Below are 19,636 nucleotides of genomic sequence, written 5' to 3' on the forward strand. Positions count from 1 at the left end.
GTATGGATCAATTCAAGAGTAAAATAGTTCGAAAATTACCTGATTTACTAACGAATGATTGGAAAAATATTTTCCTTTCTGAATTGGGAGAGTCATATTTTCATTTTATACAGGATAATTTGTCTAATATCAAGCAAAATGAGGAGGTATATCCATCTCAGGAAGCCATTTTTCAAGCATTCAATTTATGCTCATTTGCTGACGTTCAAGTAGTTATCATAGGTCAAGATCCTTATCATGGAAAAGGACAAGCTCATGGACTATGTTTTTCAGTTCCATCAGGTATAGCACTACCTCCATCTTTGCGAAATATTAAAAAAGAATTGCAAATGGATTTTGATGTGTTTTTGACGAATCAAGACGGAGATTTAAGTCAGTGGGCTAAACAAGGAGTATTGATGCTGAATTCCATCTTAACAGTTTCAGATTCTAAACCTGGTTCACATGCAGATTTGGGTTGGCAAAAATTAACTTCCTTAGCTATTGAAAAAATTAGTCAAGAAAAGGAGCATGTGGTATTTTTATTGTGGGGAAGTTATGCTCAGAAATTGGCTAAAAATGTCGATCCTCAAAAGCACCTTCTTTTGTGCTCTTCGCATCCATCTCCTTTGTCGGCCAATAGGGGAGGATGGTTTGGGAATAAAGTGTTTTCAAAAACCAATGATTACCTAGAAGCACATCAAAAGAAAGCAATCAACTGGTTATAACTTTTTAAGTTGACTAGGAAAATAAACATGTTGATTTGGGAATTCTTCCAATAGGAAACCTGAAACTATAGCCTCAATGATGGCCAGTTGTTTTTCAAATTCGGGTTCTACCCAACACTGTAAGCTAAAACCTTTAGAATCTGGTTCCTGATGTGAGGTGATTTCAAATAAGTATACTCGAGAAATGAAGGTTTGCTTTTCAATTTCAGGGACGATAACTTTTTGTAAGGCAATTATGGCTTTTTCTTCCGCTTTATTCTCAAAAAAGAGCGACAAATTGTATTGAATCATATTTTTATCTGTGGATTAGACAAGGATTGATAAAGGATTTCAACTGTGTGGTAAGCGTTTTTATCGATTCCGTCTTTGATTTGATGCCTACATGATGTACCATTACTTGCTACGATTGTAGAACTTGGTTTTGCCAGAATTGTCGGGAAAAGAACTAGGTTGGCTATTTGTTTAGAAATCTTAATGTGCTTTTTTTCGTAGCCAAAAGAGCCTGCCATTCCGCAACAGCCTGAAGGAATCAATTCCACTTCGTGACCGTCTGGGAAAGCTAAAACTTGTCTAGTAGAACTTAAACCAGCAATGGATTTTTGATGGCAATGTCCGTGTAATATTATTTTTCGACTTTTCGTTCCAAAAGATGATTTACTGATTCTTTTTGCCTTGATTTCCTGAGCTAAAAATTCATCTATTAACAAACAATTAGCTTTTAATTGAAGTGCATCTTGTCTAAGTTCAGGATTTACTAAGTCAGGAATCTCGTCACGGAAACTCAAAATAGCACTAGGTTCCAATCCAATAAATGGTGTTTTAGAAGTAATGATTTCTTTTAGAATTTCAACATTGTGATTGGCCAGTCTTTTAGCTTCTATAAGCATGCCTTTTGACAAATAACTTCTTCCGCTGATGATTCCACTGGGTATTGATACTCCATAACCAAGTTCATTTAATAGGAGAATGGCTTTTTTGCCAATTTCTACATCATTGTAATTGGTAAATTCATCTGCAAAAAAGTAAAGCATACCCAAAGGCATTTCCTTTTGGTTAATTTTCTTTTTGTAAGAATTGAACCATTCCTCCAGGCTTGTGAACGAGACTTTAGGAATACTTCTTTCCCACGAAAAGCCCATGAAACTTTTGATCATGATGCTACTCAATGGAAATTCAATTGCAAAATTATAAAGAGGGGATATTTTTCTGACCCAGTTTTGAATACGTGGAAAATGGCCAATCAATTGGGTCCGCCAAGGTGTACCTTGGTCTATATAACTCTGTTGAAGTGTTTCGGCTTTTAATTTGCTCATATCTACCCCAGATGGACATTCGGTCTGACATCCTTTGCAAGAAAGGCACAAATCCAAAATGTCTTTCAATTGTGGATCAGAAAAAGGTTTTTCAACTTCTGAGCTTAGAATTTGCCTCAACATATTTGCTCTGGCCCTAGTGCTATCCTTTTCTTGTTGGGTAGCCATGAAACTCGGACACATGGTTCCACCTGTCAAAGCCGTTTTTTTACAATCGCCGGAACCTGAACATTTTTCTGCTAAGGTTAATGGATCATGTAGAGCTCCATAATGGAAGAAGTATTGCTTTTTTTGAGGAATTTTGGCTTGAATTCTAAACGCCTCATCCATGGGAGGGGTATGAACTATTTTTCCAGGATTTAAGGTATTGTAAGGGTCAAAAATGTGCTTTATTTCTTGAAATAAAGCATAAATTTCTGTCCCCATGATTTCTGGAATAAACTCCCCACGTAGCCTTCCATCCCCATGTTCACCGCTTAATGATCCTTGGTATTTTTTAAGAATTTGAACTGTTTCTTGTAATAGTAGGCGAAAAAGCTTTTTCCCTTCGGCCGACTTTAAATCAAGAAATGGTTCAATGTGTAATTCCCCAGCACCAGCATGTGCATAATATGCTGCTTCTACCTGATGTTTTTGAAGAAGCTCTTGAATATCTGCGACATAATTAGGCAAGTCTTTAGGATCTACAGCACAATCTTCAATTAGATTGACAGCTTGTTTATCCCCTAGAATATTACGAATTAAACCTAAACCAGCTTTTCTAATATCCCATCCTTTGGAAATTTCTTCTCCAACTAGGGTAGGACAAGCATATCCAATATTTTCGGCGTTTAATTTTTCTATAAATCGATTGGCTTTATTTTCACTACTGGAAGCTTCATCTCCACGAAATTCGACCATTAAAATAGCCTCAGGTTTTCCCTCAATAAAATCTCGATCTTTTTGAAATTGTGGGTGGCCTTCGGTAAAAGATAGAATGAAATCATCTACTAATTCGGAAGCAGTCGGCTGGCAAGATAAAGCGACTAAATTGGCTTGCAGGGATTCTTGAATCGAATGACAATGCACGCAAACTAAACAAACATCAGTTGATGGGAGGTCCAATAATTGAAGACGGAGAGAATGGACCACAGCCAATGTTCCTTCTGATCCAGCAATGAGTGCAGATAAATTGAAAGGTTTACCTGTTGGATTGAATGGTTGCATGTCAACCAAAGCATCTAAAGCATAACCTGTATTTCTGCGCTTGACACTTGGTTTAGGGAATTTTGTTCTAATAAGTTCTTGCAAAGCAGGATTATTCAAAATTCTATGCAATTCTCGGTAAATGTTTCCCTCTAAATTTTGAAGAGTCGTTTTTTTATAAAATTCCTCATTGCTTAGAGGATGCGTATAAATATCGGTACCATCGGCTAAAATCGCTTTTGTTTCTAGTAAGTGGTCTCGAACATTTCCCCAAACAATGGAATGTAAACCACAGGAATTATTGCCTACCATTCCCCCTAAAAGGGCACGATTTGCCGTAGAAGTTTCAGGACCAAAGAATAAGCCTGTTTTTTTGATGGATGTATTTAAATCATCTCGAACAATGCCTGGTTCAACCCAGACGGTCTTTTCTTTTTTATTAAGAGAAATGATTTTACTCATGGACGAAGAAACTTCCATGACAATGCCTTCTCCTACTACTTGACCCGCTAAGGATGTTCCAGCTCCACGAGGAATAATACCTAACTTATTATTTTTAGCAAATTGAATTAAGCGTTTAATGTCTTTATGTGAAGCAGGTATGGCAACAGCTTTGGGCTGTACTTGATAAACCGATGCATCGGTGGCATAAATTTTTCTAGCAATTTGGGAAGACTGTGAAGTATCAAAATACAATTTACCCTCAAAATGAGCAGATAATAGGTGATATTCTCGTTGACTCCAAGCCATGGGTATGAATTATGATTCAAAATTACAAAAATCCAGTCTTACCATCATATTGCCATTCAAAGTTTATACCATCTATTCATACAATTAGGAGAATATTAATCGAATTAGCTTAGTAACTTTAAGATTATTGCGCAAATTGATAGCTATGAAATTTCTAAGACAAGTATTTGAAAGTTTAGTTTTCGCCTACCAGGCACTTCGATCTAATATCATGCGTACCACCTTGTCTTTGTTAGGAGTCAGTGTCGGTATTTTTGCCATTGTAGCTGTATTTACGGCTGTCGATTCATTAAATGGTAAAATTCGTTCCGAAATTGATTCATTTGCAGGTTCAGGGGTATTGTATGTTGGCAAATGGCCTTGGTTGATGCAAAACAATTATCCTTGGTGGAAATATTTGAATCGACCTGAGATGAAATATTCTGAGTTTAAATATTTAAAAGAAAATCTTAAGTCGGCCCAAGCAGTGGCTATTATAGATGGCGGTAGAACGGCCTCTGTGAACCGTGGGAGCAGCAGTATGGATATCAATATTACTGGCGCAAGTTATGATTATAATCAAGTAACAAGTTGTCCAATAAGTGAAGGAAGGTATTTTTTGCCGATTGAATCGGATAATGGTTTAAATGTAGCTATTATAGGTTCCAAAGTAGCAGAAAATTTATCCAATGGGGAGTCCATGATAGGCCAAATAATCAAATTGAATGGTATCAAGTTTTCAGTTATTGGAATAATTGAAAAGAAAGGTAATGATATGTTGGGTTTTGGAGGGACACCGGATGAGAAAGTGATTATCCCATATATTACTTATGCGACGATATTTCAAAAAGATAGGCCTCAACCAGACATTTCTGTCAAAGCATTTGAGGATGATGTCAATCAGCAAAACTTAGAAGGGGATATTTCGGGTATGATGCGTAGTTTACGCTCCATTAAACCTAAACAAGAGGATTCTTTTTCCATCAACCGAATGGATGGATTGAATCAATTTTTTGATGGTATTTTTTCAGTTCTGAACGTAGCGGGGGCATTGATAGCTGGATTCTCTTTATTAGTTGGGGGCTTTGGTATTGCCAATATCATGTTTGTATCGGTGAAGGAAAGGACGAATATTATTGGAATACAAAAATCATTGGGGGCTAAAAACTATTTCATTATGTTTCAATTTTTATTTGAAGCGGTATTTTTAAGTCTTATTGGTGGGATTGTGGGTATTGGACTGGTCGTCTTAATAACACTTATTCCACAAGAAGCATTGCCCTTGAGTTTAAGTTTTAAAAACATACTAAGCGGTTTAATGATTTCTAGCTTTATTGGAATTTTATCAGGTATTATTCCGGCTTGGGTAGCCGCCAAAATGGACCCTGTAATTGCAATCCGCTCTAAATAGAAAAAGGCCATCATATGATGGCCTTTTTAAATGTATAAAAATTGGGAATTATAAACTCAAGGTACTTAAAACTGAGTTCATATTACGAACAGCATCAGCTGATTTATTGAAAGCAGCTTGCTCATCTTCTGTTAATTGATAATCAACTATTTTCTCCCATCCGTTTTTACCTAATACAACTGGAACACCTAAGCAGATGTCTGATTGACCATATTCTCCGTCAAGAGATACGCAGCATGCCATGATTTTTTTCTCATCACGAACAATGGCTTCAACCAAAGCAGCTCCTGCAGCACCAGGTGCATACCAAGCAGAAGTTCCTAATAAACCAGTCAATGTAGCTCCACCCACCATGGTATCGGCAGCTACCTTATCCAAAGTTTCAGCAGAAAGGAATTGACTAACTGGAACACCATTGTAAGTCGCTAAACGCTTTAATGGAATCATAGTTGTATCTCCATGGCCACCAATTACAGTTCCATGGATATCATTGATTGAAACATCCATAGCCTTGGCTAAATAACATTTGAAACGAGCTGAATCTAAAGTACCGCCCATTCCAATAATACGGTGTTTGTCTAAACCTGCTACCGACTTAGCTAAATAAGTCATGGTATCCATTGGATTAGAAATAATCACAATGATTGGGTTTTTAGAAAATTTCAAAATATTCTCGACAACACTTTTAACAATACCAGCATTAACCCCGATTAATTCTTCACGAGTCATACCTGGTTTTCTTGGTAAACCTGAAGTAATTACAACGACATCTGAATTAGCTGTTTTAGCATAATCATTGGTAGAACCTACTAATTTGGTGTCAAAACCTAATAAAGAGGCGGTTTGGAACATATCCAAGGTTTTGCCTTCTGCAATACCTTCTTTGATGTCCAATAAAACTAATTCATCAGCTAATTCTTTTCTAGCGATGTTGTCAGCACATGTAGCACCTACAGCACCAGCTCCAACTACGGTAATTTTCATTGTTGTGTGATTTTAATGATTCTTATGAGCAAAAAACTCCCCTAAATTACGATAAAACCATTAAATATTTGTAAAACTATTGGGATTATATAAATAAGGACAATGCCTGCTAGATTTTGGTATTCAATTTGTATATTTATGGATAATTCAATGTTTATGACTAGAAAAATCACTTTTATTGATCGTATTTTAAGTTCCCAATTTTTCAAAGAAGCTTTGGACAAAGGGGAGGACTTAATGGCAAACAATAAATATGGTTTATTAAACTTGGTGAAAAGAGCTTTACAAAAAGTGAATGAAACAGCCTCACAAAGTAATATTTCTGTGGTTCGTTTATTAAATCATTACATTGTATTGTTTAGTCAGATGATTAAAGCGTATGTACAAGGATCTTATCGTAAACTTCCTGCGATAACTCTAGCAAAAATTGCTGCAGTTTTAATTTACTTTATTTCACCTTTTGATTTTATACCTGACTTATTGCCAATTGTCGGATTTACAGATGATTTGGCATTGGTATTATGGGTAGGTAAATCGATCAAACAAGAACTGGATGAATTTGAAAAACAAATGTAATCTTTGGCCTTTAAAGAAGGATTTTTAATTAGTATTGAATATATTTACAAAATTTTTAAATACAGAAAATGATGAGCATAGCAAGTATATTGTTGTTTTTGAACGGTTTAGGTGGTGGAGAACTTTTATTAATCGGTTTAGCCATACTATTGTTCTTTGGTGGAAAGAAGTTACCTGAGTTAATGCGTGGACTAGGTAAAGGTATCCGTGAATTTCAGGATGCTAAAAATGAAGTGAAAGATCAAATCAATAAAGAACTAGACGAAACTAAGAAGTAATTCTTTGTTTGACTTATTAATCTGCATAGTTGGACTTGTCCAACTATGCTTTTGTGTTTTATTGAATACCCCATTTGGATGAATATATCCCAGTTAAAATACAGTGATTTAAGAAAATTGTTGGACCAAGGTCAGCTGACCTGTGTGGACATAGTTAAGTATTATCTGTCTCAAATTGAGGCACATAATGCGACTCTACATGCATTTTTAGAAGTATATGACACCGAAGCTTTAGACAAAGCAGCTCTTGTTGATCAAAAAATTAAATCTGGAACGGCCGGTGAATTGGCTGGTTTGGTTATCGGTATCAAAGATTTACTTTGTTATGAAGATCATCATTCCTATGCAGGTAGTAAAATATTGCAATCATTTAAATCAACTTTTTCTGCCACCGCTATTCAGCGATTGATAGATCAGGATGCCATTGTCATCGGTAGGCAAAATTGTGATGAATTTGGAATGGGTTCTACCAATGAAAATTCAGCATTTGGACCTGCTTTGAATTTTAAAAATACCGCTCATGTTGCTGGAGGAAGTTCTGGTGGTTCTGCTGTAGCTGTTCAGGCCAATATGTGTCATGTATCTTTGGGAACCGATACAGGTGGTTCAATTCGAATGCCTGCAGCATTTTGTGGGGTTAGTGGTTTAAAACCCACTTACGGTCGTGTTTCACGTTGGGGATTAATTGCCTATGCTTCTTCCTTTGATTCGATTGGGCCTATGGCGCGTCATCTAGAAGATTTAGCTTTGGTTTTAAGCCATATTTCTGGAGCGGATGGACAAGATAGTACGGTAGTTTCTTCAAATGAGTTTTTGGCAAAAAAGCCCATTCAAGGAAAGAGAATTGCCTACATCAAAGAAATGGCAGAGCATCCTAGTTTACAAGCGGATATTAAAAAAGCCTTTTTTGAGAAGTTGGAGCTATTGAAAAGCAAAGGCTATCAAGTGAATGCTGTTGATTTCCCTTATGTAGATGCTTTATTACCCACGTATTATGTATTGACCACTGCGGAAGCTAGCTCTAATTTATCTCGTTTTGATGGAGTCAAATTTGGTCACCGAACCAAAGTGGCTAGCAAGGATTTAGTGGATATGTATAAAAAGACACGTGATGAAGCATTTGGTGAAGAAGTCAAACGAAGAATTATGCTTGGGACCTTTGTTTTAAGTGCTGATTATTATGATGCTTATTACACGAAGGCTCAAAAGGTTCGTCGCTTGATTAAAGATTTTACGCAAGGATTACTTCAAGATCATGATTTTTTAGTTTCTCCTACAACATCTTCTACGGCCTACCGTTTGGGAGAGAAAACAATGGACCCATTGCAAATGTATTTGGGAGATTTGTTTACAGTACAGGCCAATGTGGCAGGCTTGCCTGCTATTTCCATTCCTATGGGTGAAGATAGCCAATCTTTACCGATGGGATTTCAAATTATGGCCGATGTTTTTCAAGAAGAAGCCATGCTAGAATTAGCCACGGAATTAGTTTAAGACCTTGAATAAGAAAAGCTTACATATTGTATTTTTTTTATTACTTATTGTTAGTTCAATAGGGAAGGCGCAAGTATGGAATTCTTTCAAACCCATTCTTGACGAAAGGGTCATTGATTCTTTAGCTCAATATGAGCAAGGTTCTCCGACAGCTTGGATGATTGATCCTGCTTTGATAGAAGGACGTTTGAAACAAATGAAGAACCAAATTCCGCTGCCTTATAATTTTTATGTTCATCAGTTTGTAGAATACTTTGCTTTTAGGAAGTCGGACTTTACCCAACGTATGTTGGAAAAACGTGATTTGTATTTTCCAATTTATGAGAAATACCTTAAGCAATACAATCTTCCTGATGAGCTTAAATATTTATCCTTGATTGAATCTGGCTTGGATCCTAAGGCTTTGTCCAATAAAGGAGCTGGTGGTTTATGGCAATTTATGCCCTATACAGCTCGAGGAGATTTTGGTTTACGAGTTGACTCATTTATTGATGAGCGTTTCGATCCTGAACGAGCTTCTGAAGCGGCAAGTAAGTATTTAAGACAATTGTACCGCATTTTTGGAGATTGGCATTTGGCTTTAGCTGCGTATAATACCGGGCCGGGAAATGTGAAAAGAGCCATTCGGAATTGCAAAGGTTCAGATGATTTTTGGGGGATTTATCCATGTTTGCCAAAACAAACGCGGGCATATGTTCCTCAGTTTATTGCTATGGCCTACATGATGAATTATCACTGGGATCATGCTATTCATCCTGAAACTTGGGCTAGCCATGTTCCTTCGGATACTCTACAAATTAATGGATATTTAAACTTAAGTGTTTTTGCTTCTTTGGCCAAAATATCCATGGATACGTTAAAGAAGTTAAATCCACATGTTTTAACACATTATTTGCCTAAAGATTCTAAATCCTTTGTTTTAAAAATACCTAAAAATAGAGCGGACTTTTTTCAGTTAAATCGTAAGCAAATCATGGATTCTGCTGGTTTAGCTTCGATTGCTCTTCAGCCATTAATGGCGACCGATACAAGTGCCAGCATGAAAATGCGCATGGTCAAAGTACGTTACAAAGTTAAAAAGGGTGAAACCATTTATGAGGTAGCTCGTAAATTTGAAATTTCTGTTTTTGAACTGAAAAGGATTAACCGTTTACGGAGAAATAGATTGAAAAAAGGACAAAATTTGTTTGTTTTGGAAAAGCAATGGTTTCCTGTAAAATCTGTAGCTCAATTAACTGATACTGGTTCAGTTAAAATGACGAGTAAACAATTAGTATCGAAAAAGAAGAAAGTAAAATTTTATTTAGTTCGATCTGGAGATACTTTATCCGACATAGCTGAAAAGCATGACGGTTTGACTGTGGCTAAAATTAAAAAATTAAATCGATTGCGTTCTGCGGTATTACGTCCAGGAATGCGACTTAGAATATCCTAAAGATGATTGCATATTTGCAAGGTAAATTAGCTCATAAAGATCGTACGCACGTCATCATTGACGTGAATGGAGTAGGATATGAAGTTAAGATTTCACTTCAAACCTATGATAGTTTGGCAAATGGGCATGAATCCATTAAGCTTTTTACTCATTTACAAATAAAGGAAGATTCCCATACTTTAGTAGGTTTTCATAGTATGGATGAAAAGCTATTGTTTTTAGATTTAATCAGTGTTTCTGGTATAGGTTTAAGTACAGCATTGGTGATGTTATCCTCTTTTTCTTCTGGAGAAATTCGGGCTGCAATCATGAATGAAAACATAGGTTTGATTCAATCGATTAAAGGTATTGGTTCTAAAACAGCGCAACGAGTTATTTTAGAATTAAAAGACAAATGCAAAAAAGATGCCTTGTTTGTTGAGGCTGGTTTAGCTTCTCATGATCACTCCTATGGGGTTAAGCAAGAGGCCTTAGCCGCACTTGTTACCTTAGGTATTGCTAGGGGAGTTGCTGAGAAAAGTCTAGATAGTTTAATTAAAAGCAATCCAGATGCTTCTATTGAGCAATTAATTAAGTTGGCTCTTCGTTAAATTGGTTTAAAATTGTTTCCCGAATAATTGTGCATAAACATTTTGCATCTCGTGTTCTGATTACAACATTAGCTTTTTTGCTACTTAATGGAGTAGTGGAAGGGGCTCCTGCCTATAAGAATGCATTTATTGAGGAAGACACCACTTTAGAAAAAAGTGGAAAAAGACCTAGGTTCAATTTAAAGTCCAACAATCCCTACAGCCTTTTTCCAATCCAATCAAAATCCCCTTTTTCAATTTATTCCATCCGAGGCGCTAAGTCGGCCTTATCTTTTCAAGATCAAAATCAATTAATTCAATCCCAGCAACTAGGGAATATTGCGGTTCAACCTGTTAGACCATTTTCATTTCAGGAATATGCAAGAGAACAAGACCGACAGGTTAATCGAAGTTTTTGGAATGCCTATTCTAAAAGTTTAGATGGAAGTAGTTCTTTGCAATCAAGAGGTTTATTCCCTAAAATAGAATTACCGCCAGCCATCGACCGTATTTTTGGTGGAAATGAGGTCTATTTTAAACCCAATGGTAGTTTATTATTGGACATTGGTTACATGGGCCAGTTTGTGGACAATCCTGCTATTCCTGTTCAGTTGCGTTATGTAGGTAATTTATTTTTCAATGAACAAGCTCAAATTAACTTTCAAGGTAAGATTGGTGAGAAACTTAATTTAAATACCAATTTTGATACGAAAGCTAGTTTTAACTTTCAAAATCAGCTTAAATTAAACTGGAAGACACAAGAGGAGGACATTTTACAAAATATTGAATTAGGTAATACCTCTTGGACCTTGAATTCCCAATTGATTCCTGGTGTACAGAATTTGTTTGGTTTAAAGACCCTAATGAGGTTTGGTAATTTAGACGTAACTGTAGTTGCTGCACAGCAACGTTCCAAGCAGGATTGTATCACATTAAAAGGTGGAGCCCAAGGGAAATCCTTTGAAATACGAGCTGACCAATATGATGAAAATCGACATTTTTTCTTGTCTAGCTATTTCAGAAATCAATACGAACAAGCACTGAAAAATGTGCCTATGTTATCTTCTGGAATTACCATTACTCGGGTAGAAGTGTACGTAACTAATAGAACGCAGAGTACGGAAACTCTTCGAAATCTAATTTCACTTTCTGATTTAGGGGAATCAGCGCCATACAGTGCCAATAACCCAACTTTAAGTCCCATTCTTCCCAATCAGCCTGTAGATAATAAAAACAACGGATTGTATGATAAGTTGGTCAATGATACAGAAATCAGAAAATCAGATCAAGCTTCTTATCGATTAGAATCTGCCTATAATTTACAGAGGGGAACAGATTTTGATATGTTAAAAGGGGCTAAGCGATTGAATGAAAGGGAATTTAAATTTCATCCGACCCTAGGTTATTTATCCTTGGTTTCTCCACTTAGAAACGATGAAGTACTTGCAGTGGCTTACGAATATACCTTGAATGGTAGAAAGTATAAAGTAGGTGAGTTGACCGAGGATTATCAAGCCAGGAGAGATGATGAGGTATTGGTTTTAAAAATGTTAAAATCATCAACCATCCGTAATAATTTGTACCACCCTATGTGGGATTTGATGATGAAGAATATCTATTCATTGAATACCAATGGCTTAGCCAAACAAAATTTTCAATTACGAATTGTTTACAAGGATGATGCAACAGGAATTGATAACTCCAACCTGATTGAAGGGGAAAAATTGAAAGATATCCCTTTGGTAAAAGTCTTGGGTTTGGACAAATTGAATTTTGCTGGAGATCCTCAACCAGATGGTAATTTTGATTTTGTGGAAGAATTAACCGTTGATGCTAAAAATGGCCGTATCATTTTTCCTGTATTAGAGCCATTTGGTCGAAATTTAAAATCAAATTTTGGGCCAACTGAATCAAGTTTGGAAAGTAAATATGTTTTTGATGAGTTGTATCGTAAAACTCAATCGGATGCTTTACAATTAGCTGGTAAAAATAAATTCTTTTTGAAAGGTTCTTTCCAATCGGGTATGGGTAGCGATATCATGTTACCTTTTGGTGTGGAAGCTAAATCAGTTACCGTTTCTGCTGGTGGTCAATTACTTACATCGGGTACTGACTTTATTGTTGAGGGGATGTCTGGAAGGGTAAAAATCATTAATGAAAGTATTTTTTCTTCTGGTAGAGAACTAAAGATTTGTTATGAGAAACCAGATTTGTTTTCTAATCAGGTACGTACCTTATTAGGTACACGTTTGGATTATAATTTAGGTTCTGATTTCCATTTAGGTGCTACATTCCAAAACATGAGTGAAAGTCCACCTGCCTTTTTTCGTCGGGTGGCTATTGGAAACGAACCGGTAAATAATACCTTGATAGGGTTTGATGCTAGTTTATTTCGTAAATCCATGGCACTTACTCGTGCCTTAGATGCACTACCTATCGTTTCTACCAAGGAAGCTTCCGTAATAGATTTTCAAGGTGAAGTTGCTAAACTCATACCTAACGTTAATGATCGTGTTCAAGGAAATGCCTTCATCGATGATTTTGAGGCAGCTCGTGTGGTATATAATTTTTCCTCACAGCCAACACTTTGGAAACCAGCATCTACACCTAAAGAATTTATACAAGGTAATCCGCGTGATTTATCCTCGAATTACAAACGAGCTAAAATTTCAGCCTATAATGTGGATGCCAGTATATATGGTCAAGGTGGTTTCGGATTAGATATTCCAGGTATTGATCCCAATAAAGTCAATGCCTATGCCTATGAAAGGGTAGTTACCCCCAAAGGATTATTTCCCAATAAAGACTTCGCTAACAATATTACCAATTTGCCCCTAGGTATATTGGATGTGGCTTATTTTCCACAGGAAAGAGGTATTTATAATTTTAATACCAATCTGACTTCTAAAGGTCTTTTGGCTGGAGATCCAAAAGGGAATTTTGGAGCTATCACTCGTGCAATCAACTCAGATACAGATTTTGATAATGCCAATGTAGAGCAAATTGAATTTTGGTTGATGAATCCTTTTGTGGCAGGAGAACAAGGAAAGGTACGTGACGGGATTGTTAATAAGAATAATGAGACAGGAGGAAAACTCGTGTTTCATTTGGGAGATATTTCTGAAGATTTCATTCCTGATGGTTTTTCTAACTTTGAAAATGGTATTCCTGCTGGTGAAAAAATTACTTCTGGGCCTTCCCAAAATGTAGAGGTTACTCAATGGGGTATAGCTCCCAAACGACAGTTTGTAATCAATGCATTTGATAATCAAGCTGGTAGGTCCACGCAAGACGTTGGATTAGATGGCTTGTCCAATCAAATTTCAGAAGGTACAAGTGTTTCAGAAGAAACCTATTTTAAAGAGTATTTAAATCAAATTCGTAGCAAGGTTACAGATCCAGTTGCACTTACCAACATTGTTAAAGACCCTGCAGGAGATGATTTTGACTACTACTTAAATGAGAAGTTTAACGGAACAGAAAGTTTGATTGAGCGCTATAAGAACTTTATGGGGCTTGAAAATAATTCTCCAACAACTGCTAATCCTAGTAATACCAATTTTACGGAAGCCAATAGTATGGTTCCTGATCGAGAAGACTTAAATACCGACAATACAGTGAATGAAGTAGAATCTTACTTCAAATACGAAGTTGATTTGAAACCAGGTCAATTGGAAGTGGGTAAAGGATATATTGTGGATCGTGTTACGGAGAATGGAGTCGATTGGTATTTATTTCGAATTCCAATTAAAGATAAGCCTTCGGCAGTGGGAGGGATGAATAGTTTCAAATCCATCCGTTTTTTCCGAATGTTGTTGACCCAATTTCAAGAGCCAGTTGTATTACGTTTTGCTCAACTACAACTTTCTGGATATTCTTATCGTAAGTTTTTGGGCGATTTGGATAAGAAAAATGGGGTAGATATTCCTGAGGCTTATGATGCCAAATTTAAAGTGTCTTCAGTTAATATAGAGGAAAATGGCCCTGCTTCTAAAGGTAGTAACACCATTCCTTATGTAGTACCACCTGGTTTTGTTCGTGATCAAGATATTACTACCATTAATAATGCTCGTTTAAATGAGCAATCGATGAGTTTATGTGTGGACAATTTACGTCCGGGGGATGCTCGTGCAGTATTTAAAAACACCAGTTTTGACTTCATCAATTATAAGCGACTTCGCATGTTTGTTTCCATGCAAAGTCAAGAACAAATCAATGGTAAAGTAGCTGCTTTTATCCGTATAGGTACAGATTTGACAGATAATTACTATGAAGTTCAATCCGTAGGTTTAACACAAACTCAAAAAGGTCAAAGTTTGGATTTAGAGATTTGGCCTATGGAAAATGAATTTGATATCGAGTTCGATTTGTTAAAACGTGCCAAAATGGAACGTGATAAACAGGGGAAATCCTTGAATGAGCGATTCTCCATTCTCATGACTAGCTCTTCAGGAAAGCAATATAAAGTAACGGTCATGGGCCGCCCAGATCAAAGTGCTAGTATGACCATGATGATTGGAATGCGTAATATCAGCACGGATGGACCTAAAAGTTTTTGTATTTGGGTGAATGAGTTAAGAGCCTCTGATTTTGATCAAACATCAGGAGAAGCTGCAGTAGGTAAATTAGGTTTGAAATTAGCCGATTTAGGAACTGTCATGATGAATGGAAGTTTCAAAAATTATGGTTTTGGAGGGGTTCAATCCAAAATTTCAGATCGTTCACGTGAGAATTATGTGGAATATGGTATTACAGCTAATCTAAATTTAGAGAAGTTTCTACCTGCAAGTTGGGGTTTCCGAATTCCATTTTTTATAACCTATGATAAACGCAATATTTCACCCCAATTTGATCCTCTAGATCCTGATATTTTCTTATCAAATGCGTTGGAAACGAAGGGAGCGGCTTATGCCAAATTAGTAGAAGATAATACGGAAAGGAGAGGTTTCAACTTCACCAACGTGCGTAAAGTCAAAAGTAATTTATCCAAAAGAGCTTATTTGTGGGATTTTTCAAATTTCACTTTTTCCTATGCCTATTCGGAAATGTTAAGGTCCAGTACCATGATTCATTCCTATCAGCAGTATAGTCAGCGGGCAAGTATTTTGTATTCCTTCACGACGAATAGTGCTTTCTGGGAGCCATTTAACAAATGGAATACGAGCTCAGCTTGGTTGGATATAATCAAAGATTTTAACTTTAATTGGAAGCCAAGTTCCTTTACTGTTAGGGCAGAAATGGACCGCAGTTTTGTCAAAACCCAATTAAGAAATCAAGATTTAAATATCGTGGGTGTGGCGCCCCAATTTGAGAAATATTGGTTTTTTAATCGTCAATATGCACTCAATTGGAATTTGACTAAAAGTGTGATTCTGAATTACAACACCATGGTTAATGCCATTATAGATGAACCTTTTGGCGACATTGATACTCAAGCTAAGAGAGATTCTGTGATGAATAACATAAAGTCTTTGGGTCGAGCCAAGAATTTTGATCAGCAAGCGGGTATCGTTTGGAGATTACCACTACAAAAGCTGCCATTAACAGATTGGATGAATGCTGATTATACTCACCGAATCGGTTATAATTATTATGCCAATTCATTTAATATTCGAGATTCTTTGAATTTGCCATTTGGTAATATTATTAAAAACACAAGAGAAAGAGCTATTAGTGGAAAAGTAGATTTTGTATCCCTTTACAATCGAATTAGAGCTTTGCGCTGGGCTAATACCCCTGTTGCTACAGGCAAAAATGTGGCTCGAAATCCAGGTGATGAGGAGGAAATCGCCATTCCTAGTAAATCGGTTTTAAAAACCTTTGCGCGACTGTTTTTAACCTTGAGGGGTATTCAAGTGAATTATTCAGTTAACGAATCTACTACCTTACCAGGTTTCTTACAACAGCCGGGTTTGTTTGGATTAAACGGAAATACCTCTGCTCCAGGTTTGGATTTTGTCAGTGGTGGACAGGATGATGGTATTCGATTTAAAGCAGCTCAAGAAGGTTGGTTAACCAAAAGTACTGTACAAAATGTACCTTTTACCCAATTGAGAAACACAAAATTTAGCTACATAACGCAGTTAGAACCTAATAAAGATTTACGTATTCAGCTTGAAGGAAATTACAACCGAGGTGATAATTACCAAGAGTTCTTTAGGCCAACTTCGGTAGGAGGAAAATTTGTTAGCCAGAATCCCTTGCGCTCAGGTAATTATTCCATGTCATTCTTATCATTCTTGACAGCATTTAAAGATCCTCAATTGGTTTTTGATGAATTTAAGAGTAATCGTGAAGTTCTATTAGCTCGATTGAATCGTGCCAAAGCAGCGGATGGCAGTTATAATATCAATTCCCAAGACGTATTAATCCCATCCTTTTTTGCAGCATATTCAGGTGTTTCTGCTCAATCTGTTAAGTATTCGCCATTTTATGATATCCCACTTCCCAATTGGAAAGTTGATTATAATGGGATTAATTTGATGCCTTGGTTGAAGAAGAAATTCAGTTCTTTCACAATTACACACATGTATTCAAGTACCTATAATGTGGGTAATTTTATTTCATCTCTGGAATATGGGCAGTTTGAAAATGATTACGTTAACCTTACTTTGAATAGTTTATTGTATCCATTATCATCTCGCTTTGATCCTAAAACCAATACCTTAATTCCAGTATATGTGATGAGTACCATTTCATTCTCTGAAAGATTCTCTCCATTAATTGGTTTTAATGCCATAACTAAAAGTCGAGTTTCATTGCGTTTGGAATACAATCAAGATCGAAATGTAGGTTTGAATTTATCAAATTCTCAAGTAGCTGAATTGTCTAATAAGGATTTTACTGTGTCCATTGGCTTTACGAGAGCGAATATGTTAATTCCATTTAAGATCAATGGAGCATTCGTTCGATTACCAAATGATTTAAGGTTTAACATGAATTTAACCATACGGGATACGAGAACCCTACAGAGGAAATTGGATGCTGAAACGATTGTAACGCAAGGATTTATCAATTTTCAATTCAGGCCTCAGATCACTTATTCCATCAATAATAAATTATCGGTTACCGCTTATTTTGATAAGATGATGAATAATCCCTTGGTTTCTAATTCATTTTACCGCTCTACAGTGGCAGGAGGATTCCAGATACGATATAGTTTATCAGAATAGCAAAATGGATGTAAATTCGATTTGCAAAAAATGATAACTTTAATGACCTTTGCATAACATATTAAACAACAGACATGAATTTTCCAGAACAATTAAAATATACCCAAGAACACGAGTGGATTCGATTAGAAGGAGATGTAGCCATCGTAGGAATTACAGATTTTGCACAAGGTGAATTGGGAGATATCGTATTTGTTGAAGTGGAAACAGTAGGTAAGAATATCGCAAAAGATGCTGTATTCGGAACAGTAGAAGCTGTTAAAACCGTTTCTGATTTATTTTTACCAGTAGCAGGAGAGGTTATCGAATTTAATACAGCTTTAAATAATAGTCCAGAACTTATCAATTCCGATCCTTATGGTGAAGGTTGGATTGTGAAATTAAAACCAAGTAATTTGGGTGATTTATCCGAATTAATGGATGTAGCCACCTATAAATCATTTGTTGCACATTGATTTTAAAACCCTGATTTTCAGGGTTTTTTTTTAGACCAAAAACCATGCGCATTTTATTTAAGTCCGTTTTAATTTTAGATAGTACTTCCACATATTTTCAACAAAAAGTTGATTTATTGGCAGAAAATGGAATTTGGAAGGAATTAGCTCCTTCAATTACTAGTTCTGTTGATACCCAAGTTGATTGTGAAAATTTGAGTTGGTATCCGTCTGTAATTGATCTTCGAGTGCATCATACTTTACCAGGAGGGGAATTTAAGGAAGATTGGAATTCCCTAAAATCAGCGGCAATTCGTGGTGGGGTTCTGGATATGGCGCTTTTACCAACAGGTAATCCAGTGCCGCAACAAGCCGAAGCAATTCAATTTATTGCCAATCAAACAACCGAAGTTTCTTTTTATCCAATTGCCCCATTAACATTGGATAACAAAGGAGAGAACTTTACCGATTTATACGATTTACATCAGGCAGGGGCGGAGTGGTTTAGTCACGGTGCTGGGTCATTACAGAATACGGATTTGATGGTCAAATGTTTGCAATATCTTCAAACTTTACCTGTTACTTTAGTCACTAGACCCAATACGGAAGGTTTATCTCTGTATGGACAAATTCATGAAGGACTTCAAAGTACCCTAATGGGTTTAAAGGGTATACCCGTTTTAGCTGAAACTTTATCCATCAAGCGAGACTTAGATTTATTGAGATATGTACAAAGCAACAGTTTTGGCAATGGAAATAAAGAATTTAAGCTTCATATTTCCTGCCTTTCTTGTCAGGAATCGGTAGATTTAATCCGTCAAGCAAAAAAAGAAGGTCTGCCCGTTTCAGCTGATGTGGCAATTCACCAATTGATATTCACAGAGTCAGATGTTTCAGACTTTGATACAAATAAGAAAGTGAATCCTCCGTTTAGAACTCAAGAAGATCAGGATGCACTTTGGAAGGGTCTTGTGGATGGAACCATTGATGCTATTGTATCAGATCACCATCCAGTAGAAGTGGAAATGAAGGAAATCGAATTTGACCAGGCAAGTTTTGGCGTAGTTGGTTTAGAAACTTTGTTGCCAGCCCTTTTACAAGCTGCCAAACTAAGAAATATTCAGTCAGTGGATACTTGGATTCATCATGGTCCAGCCAAATTGTTGGGTATAGATTCAGCCCAATTGGCTGTAGGAAACCCTTCTAAAGGTGTTTTGGTCGCCCTTAAGAATCAAGAATATGAGGCATCTCAAATTGTAAGTAAATCTAAAAATTCTGCATTTTTAAATCACACATTTGATCATCAGATAGTGGGCGTGTTAAACGGTACTTTTTATACCTCTTTTTAA

At 36.4% G+C, this 19,636-nt stretch carries 13 protein-coding genes; 10 read left to right on the forward strand and 3 right to left on the reverse strand.

The features are described from left to right. Positions 1 to 2: 2 nt before the first annotated feature. Positions 3 to 707: a uracil-DNA glycosylase gene (locus tag G9H60_RS00860; RefSeq protein ID WP_223142235.1), complete on the forward strand. Its 705-nt coding sequence runs from the start codon at positions 3 to 5 to the stop codon at positions 705 to 707. On the opposite strand, the gene G9H60_RS00865 is transcribed toward G9H60_RS00860, so the two are convergent. Both G9H60_RS00865 and G9H60_RS00870 read right to left on the reverse strand, forming a co-directional pair. Further along, entirely contained in the window at positions 702 to 998 is a 297-nt protein-coding gene (locus G9H60_RS00865; RefSeq protein ID WP_223142236.1) for a DUF4286 family protein, read from the reverse strand. The genes G9H60_RS00860 and G9H60_RS00865 overlap by 6 nt on opposite strands. Next, positions 995 to 3,955 (reverse strand): FAD-binding and (Fe-S)-binding domain-containing protein, encoded by a 2,961-nt coding sequence (locus G9H60_RS00870; RefSeq protein WP_223142237.1) that lies wholly within the window; start codon positions 3,953 to 3,955, stop codon positions 995 to 997. The genes G9H60_RS00865 and G9H60_RS00870 overlap by 4 nt, the downstream gene beginning before the upstream one ends. A gap of 145 nt (positions 3,956 to 4,100) precedes the next feature. Between G9H60_RS00870 and G9H60_RS00875 the strand changes: the two genes are divergently transcribed. Continuing rightward, positions 4,101 to 5,345, forward strand: a complete 1,245-nt coding sequence (locus tag G9H60_RS00875; RefSeq protein ID WP_223142238.1) for an ABC transporter permease — start codon at positions 4,101 to 4,103, stop codon at positions 5,343 to 5,345. 48 nt (positions 5,346 to 5,393) lie between these two features. On the opposite strand, the gene mdh is transcribed toward G9H60_RS00875, so the two are convergent. Then, on the reverse strand, positions 5,394 to 6,329 hold the full coding sequence (mdh, locus tag G9H60_RS00880) for a malate dehydrogenase (protein ID WP_223142239.1): 936 nt from the start codon (positions 6,327 to 6,329) through the stop codon (positions 5,394 to 5,396). A 156-nt stretch (positions 6,330 to 6,485) separates the two neighbouring features. Between mdh and G9H60_RS00885 the strand changes: the two genes are divergently transcribed. The 8 genes from G9H60_RS00885 to G9H60_RS00920 all read left to right on the forward strand — a co-directional run bounded on the left by G9H60_RS00885 (position 6,486) and on the right by G9H60_RS00920 (position 19,636). Next, the gene (locus G9H60_RS00885) at positions 6,486 to 6,905 is read left to right on the forward strand and encodes a YkvA family protein (RefSeq protein WP_223142240.1); all 420 of its coding nucleotides are present in this window, start codon (positions 6,486 to 6,488) and stop codon (positions 6,903 to 6,905) included. 71 nt (positions 6,906 to 6,976) lie between these two features. Further along, positions 6,977 to 7,183 carry a twin-arginine translocase TatA/TatE family subunit gene (gene tatA / locus G9H60_RS00890; RefSeq protein WP_109322843.1) on the forward strand — a complete coding sequence of 69 codons (207 nt, stop codon included), beginning with the start codon at positions 6,977 to 6,979 and terminating at the stop codon, positions 7,181 to 7,183. Positions 7,184 to 7,261: 78 nt separating this feature from the next. Beyond that, positions 7,262 to 8,677 carry an Asp-tRNA(Asn)/Glu-tRNA(Gln) amidotransferase subunit GatA gene (gene gatA / locus G9H60_RS00895; protein WP_223142241.1) on the forward strand — a complete coding sequence of 472 codons (1,416 nt, stop codon included), beginning with the start codon at positions 7,262 to 7,264 and terminating at the stop codon, positions 8,675 to 8,677. 4 nt (positions 8,678 to 8,681) lie between these two features. Further along, positions 8,682 to 10,112, forward strand: a complete 1,431-nt coding sequence (locus G9H60_RS00900; RefSeq protein WP_223142242.1) for a lytic transglycosylase domain-containing protein — start codon at positions 8,682 to 8,684, stop codon at positions 10,110 to 10,112. Between the two features lie 2 nt (positions 10,113 to 10,114). Further along, positions 10,115 to 10,702 (forward strand): Holliday junction branch migration protein RuvA, encoded by a 588-nt coding sequence (gene ruvA, locus G9H60_RS00905; RefSeq protein WP_223142243.1) that lies wholly within the window; start codon positions 10,115 to 10,117, stop codon positions 10,700 to 10,702. Positions 10,703 to 10,779: 77 nt separating this feature from the next. Next, positions 10,780 to 17,853, forward strand: coding sequence for a T9SS outer membrane translocon Sov/SprA (gene sov, locus G9H60_RS00910; RefSeq protein ID WP_223142244.1), 7,074 nt, complete (start codon positions 10,780 to 10,782; stop codon positions 17,851 to 17,853). Positions 17,854 to 17,927: 74 nt separating this feature from the next. Further along, positions 17,928 to 18,308, forward strand: coding sequence for a glycine cleavage system protein GcvH (gene gcvH, locus G9H60_RS00915; RefSeq protein ID WP_223142245.1), 381 nt, complete (start codon positions 17,928 to 17,930; stop codon positions 18,306 to 18,308). Positions 18,309 to 18,352: 44 nt separating this feature from the next. Continuing rightward, positions 18,353 to 19,636, forward strand: coding sequence for a dihydroorotase (locus tag G9H60_RS00920; RefSeq protein ID WP_223142246.1), 1,284 nt, complete (start codon positions 18,353 to 18,355; stop codon positions 19,634 to 19,636).

Source organism: Aquirufa aurantiipilula (assembly GCF_019923745.1).
Classification (GTDB): Bacteria; Bacteroidota; Bacteroidia; order Cytophagales; family Spirosomataceae; genus Aquirufa; species Aquirufa aurantiipilula.

What these genes read in the sequence shown, in the direction of transcription:
- G9H60_RS00860 (WP_223142235.1), top strand. Translation starts at nt 3, where the DNA reads ATGGATCAATTCAAGAGTAAAATAGTTCGAAAATTACCTGATTTACTA.
- G9H60_RS00865 (WP_223142236.1), bottom strand. Translation starts at nt 998, where the DNA reads ATGATTCAATACAATTTGTCGCTCTTTTTTGAGAATAAAGCGGAAGAA.
- G9H60_RS00870 (WP_223142237.1), bottom strand. Translation starts at nt 3,955, where the DNA reads ATGGCTTGGAGTCAACGAGAATATCACCTATTATCTGCTCATTTTGAG.
- G9H60_RS00875 (WP_223142238.1), top strand. Translation starts at nt 4,101, where the DNA reads ATGAAATTTCTAAGACAAGTATTTGAAAGTTTAGTTTTCGCCTACCAG.
- mdh (WP_223142239.1), bottom strand. Translation starts at nt 6,329, where the DNA reads ATGAAAATTACCGTAGTTGGAGCTGGTGCTGTAGGTGCTACATGTGCT.
- G9H60_RS00885 (WP_223142240.1), top strand. Translation starts at nt 6,486, where the DNA reads ATGACTAGAAAAATCACTTTTATTGATCGTATTTTAAGTTCCCAATTT.
- tatA (WP_109322843.1), top strand. Translation starts at nt 6,977, where the DNA reads ATGAGCATAGCAAGTATATTGTTGTTTTTGAACGGTTTAGGTGGTGGA.
- gatA (WP_223142241.1), top strand. Translation starts at nt 7,262, where the DNA reads ATGAATATATCCCAGTTAAAATACAGTGATTTAAGAAAATTGTTGGAC.
- ruvA (WP_223142243.1), top strand. Translation starts at nt 10,115, where the DNA reads ATGATTGCATATTTGCAAGGTAAATTAGCTCATAAAGATCGTACGCAC.
- gcvH (WP_223142245.1), top strand. Translation starts at nt 17,928, where the DNA reads ATGAATTTTCCAGAACAATTAAAATATACCCAAGAACACGAGTGGATT.
- G9H60_RS00920 (WP_223142246.1), top strand. Translation starts at nt 18,353, where the DNA reads ATGCGCATTTTATTTAAGTCCGTTTTAATTTTAGATAGTACTTCCACA.